The organism is Streptomyces sp. NPDC090798 (genome assembly GCF_044768965.1).
Taxonomy (GTDB): domain Bacteria; phylum Actinomycetota; class Actinomycetes; order Streptomycetales; family Streptomycetaceae; genus Streptomyces.
Map to the genome: position 1 here is coordinate 268,360 of NZ_JBIVXA010000001.1, position 12,226 is coordinate 280,585.

General features: G+C 71.3%; 11 protein-coding genes. 5 read left to right on the top strand and 6 right to left on the bottom strand.

Translation table 11 applies throughout. The features are described 5' to 3' along the window. Positions 1 to 14: 14 nt before the first annotated feature. The gene (locus ACIQTP_RS01130) at positions 15 to 1,463 is read right to left on the bottom strand and encodes a hypothetical protein (protein ID WP_403395084.1); all 1,449 of its coding nucleotides are present in this window, start codon (positions 1,461 to 1,463) and stop codon (positions 15 to 17) included. A gap of 300 nt (positions 1,464 to 1,763) precedes the next feature. On the opposite strand from ACIQTP_RS01130, the gene ACIQTP_RS01135 reads away from it, so the two are divergent. Together ACIQTP_RS01135 and ACIQTP_RS01140 are read left to right on the top strand one after the other, a co-directional pair. Continuing rightward, positions 1,764 to 2,195: a hypothetical protein gene (locus ACIQTP_RS01135; protein WP_402041317.1), complete on the top strand. Its 432-nt coding sequence runs from the start codon at positions 1,764 to 1,766 to the stop codon at positions 2,193 to 2,195. 75 nt (positions 2,196 to 2,270) lie between these two features. Next, the gene (locus tag ACIQTP_RS01140) at positions 2,271 to 3,188 is read left to right on the top strand and encodes a spermidine synthase (RefSeq protein ID WP_403395086.1); all 918 of its coding nucleotides are present in this window, start codon (positions 2,271 to 2,273) and stop codon (positions 3,186 to 3,188) included. 106 nt (positions 3,189 to 3,294) lie between these two features. Here ACIQTP_RS01140 and ACIQTP_RS01145 read toward each other — a convergent pair whose 3' ends face one another. Next, a complete protein-coding gene (locus tag ACIQTP_RS01145; RefSeq protein ID WP_403395088.1) occupies positions 3,295 to 3,822 on the bottom strand; it encodes a hypothetical protein in 528 nt (175 codons plus the stop codon). Positions 3,823 to 3,941: 119 nt separating this feature from the next. On the opposite strand from ACIQTP_RS01145, the gene ACIQTP_RS01150 reads away from it, so the two are divergent. The 3 genes from ACIQTP_RS01150 to ACIQTP_RS01160 all read left to right on the top strand — a co-directional run bounded on the left by ACIQTP_RS01150 (position 3,942) and on the right by ACIQTP_RS01160 (position 7,662). Beyond that, a complete protein-coding gene (locus tag ACIQTP_RS01150; protein ID WP_067380965.1) occupies positions 3,942 to 4,643 on the top strand; it encodes a response regulator transcription factor in 702 nt (233 codons plus the stop codon). Further along, positions 4,640 to 6,022: a sensor histidine kinase gene (locus tag ACIQTP_RS01155; RefSeq protein WP_403395090.1), complete on the top strand. Its 1,383-nt coding sequence runs from the start codon at positions 4,640 to 4,642 to the stop codon at positions 6,020 to 6,022. Before ACIQTP_RS01150 ends, ACIQTP_RS01155 begins: the two co-directional genes overlap by 4 nt. 158 nt (positions 6,023 to 6,180) lie before the next feature. Then, positions 6,181 to 7,662, top strand: a complete 1,482-nt coding sequence (locus ACIQTP_RS01160; protein ID WP_403395092.1) for a cellulose binding domain-containing protein — start codon at positions 6,181 to 6,183, stop codon at positions 7,660 to 7,662. A 17-nt stretch (positions 7,663 to 7,679) separates the two neighbouring features. Here ACIQTP_RS01160 and ACIQTP_RS01165 read toward each other — a convergent pair whose 3' ends face one another. The 4 genes from ACIQTP_RS01165 to ACIQTP_RS01180 form a co-directional block, all read right to left on the bottom strand. Beyond that, positions 7,680 to 8,411, bottom strand: a complete 732-nt coding sequence (locus ACIQTP_RS01165; protein WP_403395093.1) for a class I SAM-dependent methyltransferase — start codon at positions 8,409 to 8,411, stop codon at positions 7,680 to 7,682. 300 nt (positions 8,412 to 8,711) lie between these two features. Beyond that, on the bottom strand, positions 8,712 to 10,148 hold the full coding sequence (locus ACIQTP_RS01170) for a GH1 family beta-glucosidase (protein WP_403395095.1): 1,437 nt from the start codon (positions 10,146 to 10,148) through the stop codon (positions 8,712 to 8,714). Positions 10,149 to 10,288: 140 nt separating this feature from the next. Next, positions 10,289 to 11,197 (bottom strand): carbohydrate ABC transporter permease, encoded by a 909-nt coding sequence (locus tag ACIQTP_RS01175; protein WP_403395097.1) that lies wholly within the window; start codon positions 11,195 to 11,197, stop codon positions 10,289 to 10,291. A gap of 12 nt (positions 11,198 to 11,209) precedes the next feature. After that, positions 11,210 to 12,223: a carbohydrate ABC transporter permease gene (locus ACIQTP_RS01180; protein ID WP_403396058.1), complete on the bottom strand. Its 1,014-nt coding sequence runs from the start codon at positions 12,221 to 12,223 to the stop codon at positions 11,210 to 11,212. Positions 12,224 to 12,226: the final 3 nt, after the last annotated feature.

Below are 12,226 nucleotides of genomic sequence, written 5' to 3' on the forward strand. Positions count from 1 at the left end.
GCCGGCGGCCGGGATCACACGATGCGCGGCAGACTCGCGTGGCGATCGAGGAACGCCGACACACCCGACGCCCGGCGGTGCGGCAGCAGTACGCGCGCGGTGCCCGCCAACATGGTCTGGATACGCGACGACTGGACCTCGCCCAGCAGGTCGAGGACGCGCAGACCCGCGAGGGCGGCCTCGTCGGGGCGGCCGCCGCGCGCGAGGTCGTCCGCGAGTTCGGCGGTGTAGAGGGCGATGTTGCGGGTGAAGTGCGGGTCCTGGAGGTGCGCGGCGCGCCGGGCGTGCCGGGCCGCGCGGGTCCAGTCGCCCAGCGTCGACCAGCACTGTGCCTCCAGCCCCTCCAGTTCGGCCTCTCCGTAGAAGGTCATCCACTCGGGATCGGTCTCCGAGGGGCCGCGTTCGAAGAGCGTCTGCGCGCGGGCGAGCGCCTGCTCGCACCCCGGGCGGTCGGCGAGTCCGGCCCAGCCGCCCGCCTCGCGCAGCGCGAGCAGCGAGAGCAGCCGCGGTGAGCCGAGCGGGCGTGCCGCGCGCTGCGCCGCCTGCGCCGCGCGCACCGCCTCGCGCGGGCGCCCCGCGTCGCGTGCCAGGAACGCGGTGTTGCAGAAGGCGTGCGCCTCGAGGGCCGGGTCGCCGGACATCCGGGCGGTCGCCAGCGCCTCGGCGTAGTGCGAGCGCGCGTCCTCGAAGCGCCCGGAGTCGTGTGCCAACCAGCCCACCGAGATCGCCAGTTCGCCTGCCCCCGCGTACAGCCGGTCGGCGGTGGTCTGCCGGGTGGTGCCCGCGTCGAGCAGTTCGTAGGCCGTCCGCAGCGGCGCCGCGGCCCGCCGGTAGAGGCCGTCGGCCCCGTGCCGGTCGTCGAGCAGCCGGATCCGGCGGACGGCCTCCTCGAGGGCGCCCGCCTCGGACGTCCCCACCCGGTGGACACGACGGTCCGCGGCCGCGGCCGGAGCGCCGAAGGCGACCCCGAAGGGGCCCAGTGAGGCCGCCGCCACGGTGGCGGTGCCTCCAGTCATGAATGCGCGACGTTGCACGTCGCTCTCCTCGTGGTTCTCGTGCGTGCCATACGGGTCCTGCGTGTCATACGTCTCGTGCGTCTCCTCCGTCTCACCGGTGGCATATGTCGGGCTCGTGGTGTGGGGAGGGGGCGCCTCGTCCGCGTCGCGCGCCCCTCGGCCGCGTACGGACGAGCGGGGCGAGAAGCCCAGGTCGGTCAGCGTGCGGCCGGGGAACATGTGTAGGAACACCCGTTCGTACGCGTAGTTGGGGCAGCGGATCTCGCCTGCCTCGACCCGCCCGATATAGCGCGCGTCACAGCTGACCCGCTCGCCGATCTCGCGCGCGGCCCTCCGTACCGCCGCGGCGAACTCGCCCGGCGAGCGCTGTGCGCGCAGCCGCCGGAAGGCGAGATTCGGCCGTGGTGGCCGGGGGGACTGGGACGAGGTCACCGCTGACGACGCCATGGCCGGGCCCTCTCTTGCGAACCGTCGAACCATGCCGGACCCAAGGCGAGTTGTCCGTGTTGTGGCGTGTATCGCCTTGTCCCGGCGGAGCAAGAACGTACCTGCTGTGACGACGTCGCCACGCTGGGTTTGGCTACAAAACGGATATCTCATCCACGATCTGCCATGAACTGCCATCCTTTGCGGCTGTGTTATGCCGTAGCCGTTGACGTTCTGACGCGTTGAACCCTGTGGACCGGGAGCGCACCCGAACTCCCGACCCACTCGTGCAGGAGGAGGGGTTCCGTGTTGGAGGCCGGGATGGAGAGCACCGAGTTCCGTACGCCGCTGTCGACCGCCGAGCACAGGCCGTCCCCCGAGTGCGACGCCCCGCCGGAGCCGGTCGCCGACTGCGACCTCGTGACCGTTCCGGCGCGCCAGGGGCTGGAGGCGGTCGACATCCTCCGCCGCGGCTCCTGCGACTCCGTCGGGCCCGTCCTGCTCGAGGACGGCTGCGACACCCTCGGCTTCCTGGTGCCGCCCGGCACCGCGGACGCCTGGGACATGCCGGGCAGCACCTGTACCCAGACCAACGGCCGCGGCCTCAGCCTGGTGGCCCCCGAGTCCCCGGTCGAGGGCTCGGACTGGCTGCTGCCGCCCGGCGACGCGGACCTCGCGACCGACCCGGCGGTGCTGCGGGCGGCGCTGGGCGAGGCGGCGCGGCTGATCGAGGCCGCGGACAACTGCCGCTGACACCGGAAACACCGGGCGGCCGACCCCACGGGTTGCCGCTGGGCCGACCTCCCTGTAGGCGCTGATAATGGTGGGATGGGAAGGTCGAGGAACAAGCGGTCCGACGACGCGCGGGGCACGGCGCGTGACGCGTCGCGTGGCTCGCGCCGCGGGCAGGCGTCCGCCGACGCCGTCGTCGAGACGGTCGAGGGCGGCCTCGCCGAGCTGATACCCGACCGGGACCGTCCGCGTGCCTGGACCCTCCTCATCGACGGCGCCCCCCAGTCCCACGTCGATCTCGACGACCCCGCCCATCTGAGCTTCGAGTACCAGCGCCGCCTCGGCCATGTCATCGACCTCGTGGCCCCGCCCGGCAAGCCCGTGCACGCCGTCCACCTCGGCGGCGGCGCCCTCACCCTCGCCCGCTACACCGCCGCGACCCGCCCCCGTTCCACCCAGCAGGTCGTCGAACGCGACGGGGCCCTCGTCCAACTGGTCCGCCGCGAACTCCCCCTGGACCCGAACGCCCGCATCCGGGTGCGCTCCCTGGACGCCCGCGAAGGCCTCACCAAGGTCCCCGACGGCTGGGCGGACCTGGTGATAGCGGACGTGTTCAGCGGCGCCCGCACCCCCGCACACCTCACCTCGGTCGAGTTCCTCACCGACGTCCGCAGAACCGTCAAACCCGGTGGCCTGTACGCCGCCAACCTCGCCGACGGCCCCCCGCTGGCCCACCTGCGCGGCCAGATCGCCACCGCCGCGACCGTCTTCCCCGAACTCGCCCTCATCGCCGACCCCACGGTCCTGCGCGGCAAACGCTTCGGCAACGCCGTCCTCGTGGCCTCCGGCCACCCCCTGCCCCTGGCCGAACTCACCCGCCGCGCCGCCTCGGACCCCCACCCGGCCCGACTCGAACACGGCAAACAGCTCACCGACTTCACCGGAGGGGCGATGCCGGTGCTGGACGCGGCAGCGGTGGCATCCCCGGCCCCGCCGGCTTCCGTGTTCCGGTGAGTGTGACGCGCCCCAAAGGGGCGTGGGGCTGTGAACATATGCGGCTCCGCCGCGTGGGCGCGCCCAGCCACAACAAACCCGCACCCGACCCGCAAAGCCCGCGCAGCTAGTACGTGCCGATCTCCACCCGCGGCGGCCCGTCGTGCCACGTGCAGAACACCGACACCCGATCCGCCCCCGAAGTGAACTCCACCCGAATCCACGACTCCGTCTTCCACACCTGCATCGACCACCCCGAACCCGGCGTGGCCGAGACGAGCGTCGCGGAGGCGGTACCGAGGTCGAAGACGGCCCGCCCCCCGTCGGTGTCGTAACTCTTGACCTGCCCCGCCGGTCCGGAGGCGCTCGGACCCGGGTCGGCGGAGGGCGACTTCGAGGGGGCCGGCGTCGCGGTCGGCCGCGGACTCGTCGAAGGCTTCGAGGCGGAGTGACTGGGGCTCGCCGGCGGCCGACTCGTCGGCGAGGCAAGCGGCTTGGACTCCTGCGTCGTCGCCCTGCCCACCGTGATGGGCAGCGCGCGCGGCGGATCGTAGGCCGTCCCCGTCATGACCGTGTGGACGCCCCACCACGACAGCGTGACCGCCGCGCCCGTGGCGAGCGACCAAGCCAGTACGTGTACGAATCCTCTGAGCATCGCGGGCCATACTGCCTCACGCGCCCCGCGGGTGTCTCCCGTGTCTCCTGACAGAACGGCGGCCCGAGTTGTCCACAGGCACCGGACCGGCATCGCACGGATGGCGTACGGTGCGGCGCATGGCAAGTGTGCTCGTGGTCGAGGACGACCAGTTCGTACGCAGCGCTCTCATCCGGCATCTGACCGAAGCCGCGCACACGGTGCGCAGTGTCGGCACCGCCCTTGAGGCGCTGCGCGAGGTGGCCCATTTCTCCTTCGACGTCGTCATCCTGGACCTCGGACTGCCCGATCTGGACGGGGCCGAGGCGCTGAAGATGCTGCGCGGCATCACCGACGTCCCGGTGATCATCGCCACCGCGCGGGACGACGAGACGGAGATCGTCCGCCTGCTGAACGACGGGGCGGACGACTATCTGACCAAGCCGTTCTCGGTCGAGCACCTGTCCGCGCGGATGGCCGCCGTCCTGCGCCGCTCGCGGGCGACGGGCGACACACCCGCGTCGCCGGTCCTGCGGGTCGGCGGCCTGTCCATCGACCCGCTGCGCCGCCAGGCCGAGCTGGACGGCGCCCGACTGGACCTCACCCGGCGCGAGTTCGACCTGCTCGCGTTTCTCGCCGGGCGGCCCGGTGTCGTCGTCGCGCGCAAGGAACTGCTCGCCGAGGTGTGGCAGCAGTCGTACGGGGACGATCAGACCATCGACGTCCATCTGTCGTGGCTGCGCCGGAAACTGGGCGAGACGGCGGCGAGGCCCCGCTATCTGCACACGCTCCGCGGGGTCGGCGTGAAGCTGGAACCACCGAGCTTGGAGCCGCCGCGATGAGGTGGGCACTGGTCAAGGTTTGCGTGGCGGTGACCACGATGGTCGTGGTGGCCTTCGCGGTCCCGCTGGGGCTCGTCATCAAGGAGATGGCCAGGGACCGCGCCTTCTCGAACGCCGAGCGGCAGGCCGCGGCCATCGCGCCCGCGCTGTCCATCACGACCGACCGGGACCAGCTGGAGCGGGTCGTCGCCTCCGCCGGCTCGGACGACGGGATGGCCGTGCACATACCGGCGAGCGACGGCGCCAAGGCGGTCGACATCGGACGGCAGCGCGCCGCCGCCAAGGACATCGCGACCACACGCAGCATCGGCCGGGCCTCCACCACCGAGGTCCCCGGCGGCTCCACCCTGCTCCAGCCCACCGCGCTGAGCTCCGGCGAGATCGCGGTCGTCGAGGTGTACGTCCCCGAGTCCGAGGTCAGCAACGGGGTCGGCACCGCCTGGGCGGTGCTCGCCGCGGTCGGGATCGCGCTCATCATCGGCTCGGTCGCGGTCGCCGACCGGCTGGGGGTACGGATGGTGCAGCCGGCCCAGCGACTGGTCGAGGGCGCGTATGAGCTGGGGGAGGGGAAGCTCGGCGCGAGGGTGCCCGAGGAGGGGCCGAACGAACTGCGGCTGGCGGCGGTGGCGTTCAACTCGATGGCGGATCAGGTCGTACAACTCCTGGCGAACGAGCGGGAGCTGGCCGCTGATCTCTCGCACCGCCTGCGCACCCCGCTGACCGTGCTGCGGCTCAACACGGCCTCGCTCGGTGACGGGCCGGCCGCCGAGCAGACGCGGGCGGCGGTGGCGCAGTTGGAGCGGGAGGTCGATACGATCATCCGGACGGCCCGGGAGGCCAAGCCGCAGACGGCGGCGACAGTCATCGGCGCCGGGTGCGACGCGTCCGAGGTCGTCCGCGAACGGATGGACTTCTGGTCGGCGCTCGCCGAGGACGAGGGGCGCAAGGTGCGGGTCGCGGGGGTGGACCATCCGGTACGGATACCCGTCGCCCGGACCGACCTCGTCGCCGCGCTCGACGCACTCCTGGGGAACGTGTTCCGGCACACCCCGGAGGGCACGGCCTTCGCGGTCGACGTGCACAACAGCGAGGACGCGGTGATCGTGCTGGTGTCGGACGCGGGCCCGGGCATCGTGGACCCGGAGGCGGCGATGGCGCGGGGGAAGGGTTCCGGGAGCGACGGCTCGACCGGCCTCGGCCTGGACATCGTGCGCCGGCTCGCGGAGTCGACGGGCGGGGACGTGCGGATCGGTTCCTCGGTGCTGGGCGGCACCGAGGTGCGCATATGGATCCAGCTGGACGGGCGGGCTCCGGTGCGGCGCGGGCACCGGGGGTCCGTACGGCGACGTAGGCGGGGCGTGGGCGTCAGCCGGGTGTGAAGCCGAATTGGTCTCTACCTTTAACCGTCCCCGATGCCTTCCTTAAGCGCACCATAAGATCGTCAACGGGCGTCCTGATCAGGCGGTTTGCCCGATTCCGGATCGCTAGCGTGCTGCCGCACCCCACCCCCCGTGAACCGCGAAGGCAGGCACACGCGATGAGCACTACGCACCGGCGCAAGGTCAGTGGCAGGAACAAGGCGATAGGCGGGATCGTCGCCGCGGCCGTGGTCGGCGGCGGCGCCCTCCTGTTCTCCGGGACCGCGCTGGCGGCCGGCGTCGGTGCCGCGTACACCAAGACCAGTGACTGGTCGACGGGCTACACCGCGCAGTACGTCATCACCAACGACACCGGCCAGGCGAAGGGGGACTGGACGCTGGAGTTCGACCTGCCGTCGGGTGCCGGGCTCAGCTCGCTGTGGAACGGGACGTCGACGGTGAGCGGGCAGCACGTCACCGTCAAGCCGCCGTCCTGGGACAAGGACGGGCTGGCGGCCGGCGAGTCGGTCACCGTCGGCTTCGTCGTGAACGGCACCGCGGACCCGAAGGGCTGTGTCATCGACGGCGCCAAGTGCTCGGTGGACGACGGCGCGACGCCGGAGCCGAGCGGTCGCCCGACCCAGTCGCCTACACAGTCCCCGACCCCGACCCCCACCGCCACTCGGCCCCCCACATCGACCCCGACCCCCACGTCCACCCCCACCCCCACTCCCTCCGCCTCGCACACCACCGGCAGTGGCACGACGACCGGCGCGGGCTTCGCGCCGTACGTCGACACCTCCCTCTACCCGGCCTTCGACCTGGTCGGCAGCGCCACGGCCACCGGTGTGAAGGACTACAACCTGGCCTTCATCACCGACGGCGGCGGCTGTACGCCGAAGTGGGGCGGGGTGACCGACCTCGCCAGTGACGGCGTGGCGTCGCAGATCGGCGCACTGCGGGCGAAGGGCGGCGACGTCCGGGTGTCCTTCGGCGGCGCCTCGGGCTCGGAGCTGGCGACGACCTGCTCGTCGGCGGACGCGCTGGCGGCGGCGTACGGGAAGGCCGTCGACGCGTACAACCTGACCAAGGTCGACTTCGACGTCGAGGGCGGCGCGCTGCCGAACACGACCGCGAACACGAACCGGGCGAAGGCGATCGCGAAGCTCCAGCAGCAACACCCGAACCTGGACGTGTCCTTCACCCTCCCGGTCATGCCCGAGGGACTGACCCAGGACGGCGTGAACCTGCTCTCCGACGCCAAGTCGAACGGCGTGAAGATCTCCGCGGTCAACATCATGGCGATGGACTACGGCCCCTCGTACAACGGTGACATGGGCACCTACGCCGAGCAGGCCGCCACCGCCACCCAGGCCCAGGTGAAGAGCGTCCTCGGGCTGTCGGACAGCGCGGCGTGGAAGTCCGTCGCCATCACCCCGATGATCGGGGTCAACGACGTCGCCTCCGAGATCTTCAAGGTCGACGACGCGACCCAACTGGTCGACTTCGCCAAGTCGAAGGGCCTCGGCTGGCTCTCCATGTGGTCCGCCGCCCGCGACAAGCAGTGCCCGGGCGGTGCGAAGAACTCCGCCGACGCGACCTGCAGCTCGATCGTGCAGGACGCGGGCGCGTTCTCGAAGTCGTTCGGCGCGTACAAGTAGCCGACTCCGCCAGGGGGTTATCCGTCGCGGCGGAACAGGGCCGCCCAGAGGAACGGCTCACCGAAGAGCCCGGACCCGGGCGGCTCGTCACGCATGCGGCGCAGTTCGACCTCGGTCAGGTCGGAGAAGACCCAGCGCAGGGACTCCGGTGTGTAGGCGAGTCCGCCGTGCAGTGCGGACTGCTGGTAGAACGCCTCGTCGGGGAGTTCGCAGCCCATCGCGCCGGCGGCGAAGCAGGTGACGGCGAGGTGGCCGCCCGGGGCGAGGACGCGATCGAGCAGGGCGAGGTAGCTGATGCGGCGGTGCGGCGGCAGATGGTGGAAGCAGCCCGAGTCGTGGACGAGGTCGTACGGGCCGCCCCAGCCGGGGTCGGTGAGCGCGAACGCGTCACCGCAGTGGAAGCGGATCTCGGCCCCGGCCTCGCGCGCACGGTCCTCGGCCCAGGCGATGGCCGTCGGGGAGAGGTCGACCGCGTCCACCTGGAAGCCCGCGGCAGCCAGATGAAGGGCGTTGCGCCCCGGCCCGCAGCCCAGATCGAGGGCGCGGCCCGGGGCGATCAGGTTCTTGTCGAGGTATCCGACCAGGTTCTCGTCCGGCTTCGCGACGAAGAACGGCACGGGCTTGGAGCGGTCGGCGTAGAAGTCGTCCCACCAGGCGGCGCCACCCGCCGTCCACCGATCCGCCTCCGGGGCGAACAGGCCGTCCAGCAGCTTCAGCACATCGTCGACGGTGCGTATGTTCCGGTCCATACGGTCCCCTTCCAGGATGAGGGAACGGTAGGCCAGGACTCCACGAAAGACCAGGTCAGAGCGGTTCTGTGGACAGGCGTGAAGGGGCTTTGCGGGAGGCGGGACGGGCGGCCGCGCCCACCCCTCCGGAGCTGCGCCACACGGTCGCCCAGGCCCCCGCCGACAGGCACGCCGGGGGCGTTCCCGAAGGCGCCGAGGCCGCTTTCTGGGAAGTAGCGGGACTCGACCGCGTCGGAGGCGCGGCACCCCCAGGTGCCGCGCCCCCTCCCCCGCTTTCCCCCGGACAATGGACTCTGTGGCCTACGCGGCGCCGGCCGACGCCGCCGGCGGCAGGGAACCCGTCCGGGCCACCTGCCCGTACCAGTGCGCGCTGGACTTGGGCGTACGGGCCAGGGTCGCGTAGTCGACGTACACCGCCCCGAACCGCTTGCCGTAGCCGTACGCCCACTCGAAGTTGTCCATCAGGGACCAGAGGTAGTAGCCCCGCACATCCGCGCCGTCGGCGATCGCGCCGCGCACCGCCGCCAGATGACCGTGCAGATACGCGATGCGCTCGGGGTCGTGGACGCGGCCCTCCGGGTCCGGCTTGTCGTCGTAGGCCGCGCCGTTCTCCGTGATGTACAGCGGCAGCCCCGGGGCCTCCCGCGAGTAGCGCATGATCAGGTCGTGCAGGCCGGTCGGGTCGATCGTCCAGCCCATCTCCGTACGCTCACCCGGGGTTTGGTGGAACGCGACATCGTCCGCGCCCGGCCACGGCGAGTACGCACTCGCCCCGTGCCCGTCCGCGCGCGGGCCGTCCGCCGACTTCTCCGCCGCCGACACCAGCGCCGGGGTGTAGTAGTTCAGACCGAGCGCGTCGAGCGGCTGCTTGATCACCGCGAGGTCGCCGTCCAGGACGTACGACCAGTCCGTGACCGAGGAGGTCTGCGTGAACAGGCCCTCCGGGTAGGCGCCGTGCAGCATCGGGCCGTGGAAGACGCCGTTGGCCAGGTTGTCCACGCGCCGGACCGCCGCCAGGTCCGCCGAGGACGGGGAAAGGGGCCTGACCACCGACGAGTTCAGGCTGACCGCGACCGTGTTGCGGGCCGGCATCACGGACCTCAGCGCGGTGGTGCCCAGGCCGTGCGCCAGGTTCAGGTGGTGGGCGGCCTTGAGCGAGGCCGCCGCGTCCGTACGGCCCGGCGCGTGCACACCCGAGCCGTAGCCCAGGAAAGCGCTGCACCACGGCTCGTTCAGGGTGATCCACTGCTCCACACGGTCGCCCAGCGCCTCGCCCACGATCTGCGCGTACTCGGCGAAACGAAACGCCGTGTCGCGCGTCGGCCAGCCGCCCGCGTCCTCCAGCTCCTGCGGGAGGTCCCAGTGGTAGAGGGTGATGGCCGGCTGGATGCCGTGCGAGAGCAGCTCGTCGACGAGGTTGCGGTAGAAGTCCAGGCCGCGCTGGACCGCGGGACCGCGGCCCGTCGGCTGCACCCGGGACCAGGAGACCGAGAAGCGGTACGCGGACAGGCCCAGCTCCGCCATCAGGGCCACGTCGTCCCGGTAGCGGTGGTAGTGGTCGACAGCGATGTCACCGGTCTCATCACCGGCCGTCTTGCCGGGCGTGTGGCTGAAGGTGTCCCAGATGGAGGGCGTACGGCCGTCCTCCCGCACCGCCCCCTCGATCTGGTACGCGGAGGTCGCCGCGCCCCAGAGGAAGGCGGGGGGAAAGGTCACGGGCGATGCGGACTCAGGCATGGAAGCGCTCCCATAGGAGGTCGTGGAGACCGACAGTAAGAAGAGGGGAGGGACGAGGGGGAGAGAAGAGAGCGAAGAGCGGGGGAGGAGGGGCCGGGGCGGCGATGGCCCGGCTCCCCTTCTCCCACCGGCGAACGAGGTCAGCCCTTGACGGCGCCCTGCATGATGCCGCCGACGATCTGCTTGCCGAACAGGGCGAAGACGAAGAGCAGCGGCAGCGTGCCGAGCAGCGCGCCCGCCATGATCAGGGACTGGTCGGGAGTGAAACCGCGGCCGAGGCCCGCGACCGCGACCTGCACGGTCGGGTTGCCGGTCTGGGTGAGCACCAGGAACGGCCACAGGAAGTCGTTCCACGTCTGCACGAACACCAGCATGCCGAGCACCGCCATGGCGGGCCGGGCGGCCGGGAACACCACGTGCCAGATCACCCCCCAGCTGCTCGCGCCGTCGACACGGGCCGCCTCGATCAGCTCGTCCGGCAGCGCCTGGATCAGGTACTGCCGCATGAAGAACACCCCGAACGCGCTCACCAGCGACGGGAAGATCACCGCCTGGAGCTGGTCCGTCCAGTCGAGCTTGGCGACCATCATGTAGAGCGGGATCACGCTGAGCTGCGGCGGCACCATCATCGTGCCGACGACGATCAGCATCAGGGCGCCACGGCCCCTGAAGCGCAGCTTGGCGAAGGCGAACCCGGCGAGCGTCGACAGGAAGACCACGGTCACCGCGGAAACACCCGCCACGAACGTGGTGTTGACGAACGCCTCGCCCAGGTTGGCCTCCGTCCAGGCGACGTCGAGATTGTGGAAGAGGTTCGAGCCGAACCAGAACGGCGGCGGGGACTGCGCCAGCCGGTTGGTGTCGCGGGAGGCGGCGATCGCGGTCCACACCAGGGGGCCCAGCGAGCCGAACGTGAACAGCGCGAGGATGACGTACGCGAGGGGCCCCGCGTGCATCTGCCCGCCCGCGCGCGCCGACTTGGGGCGCCGCGGACGCTTCGGCGGTTCGGGTACCGCGTCCGCCGGGGGTTTCGTCAGGGTCGTCGTCACGGCCGGTTCTCCTTAACTACTGGCGCGCAGCCGGCGCGAGATGACGTAATTGACGATCCCGATCACGATGAGGATCAGGAACATCGTCCAGGCGATCGCGGAGGCGCGGCCCAGGTGCTGGTTCACCCAGCCCTGCTCGTAGAGGTACAGGCCGAGTGTCTGGAACTGGTGCTCGGCGCCGCCGGAGGCCCCCTTGTTGGCGTCGAACAGCAGCGGTTCGCCGAAGACCTGGCTCGCTCCGATGGTGGAGACGACGACGGTGAACAGGATCGTCGGCCGCAGCGACGGCAGGGTCACGTGGAAGAACTGCTGCCAGCGGTTGGCCCCGTCCAGGGCCGCCGACTCGTACAGGTCGTGCGGGATCGCCTGCATCGCCGCCAGGTAGATCAGCGCGTTGTAGCCGGTCCAGCGCCAGATGACGATCGTCGAGACGGCGATCTGCGAGGGCCACTTGTCGTTCTGCCAGTCGATCTTGTCGAACCCGATGGCGTGCAGGGCCCAGTTGATCATGCCGTAGTCGCGGCCGAACAGCAGCACGAACACGAGTGAGGCGGAGGCGATCGACGTCGCGTACGGGGCGAGCATCATGACCCGGTAGAAGATCGAGCCGCGCAGCTTGTAGTTGAGGATGTGGGCGAGGCCCATCGCCATCATCAGCTGCGGGACGGTCGAGATGATCCCGATGGTCAGGGTGTTCTTCGCCGCGTTCCAGAAGAAGTCGTCGTCGAAGATACGGGTGTAGTTGCGCAGACCCGCCCACTGCATGTCGGTGGGCGCCGTCAGCTCTACCGTGTGCAGCGAGGCCCAGCCCGTGTAGATCAGCGGGAACAGGCCGAACGCGAGGAACAGCAGGAAGAACGGCGAGATGAACGCGTACGGGCTCCACCGCAGGTCCCGCTGCCAGCGGCGGGACAGCCGGGCCCGACGCCGCTGGTCCTTCTCGTCGGGTACGGCGGCGGGCGGACGGCCCGGGGCCGCGCCCCCCTCCTCGGTGGGGGGCGCGGCGGTGTCGTGCCGGGTGGCCATACC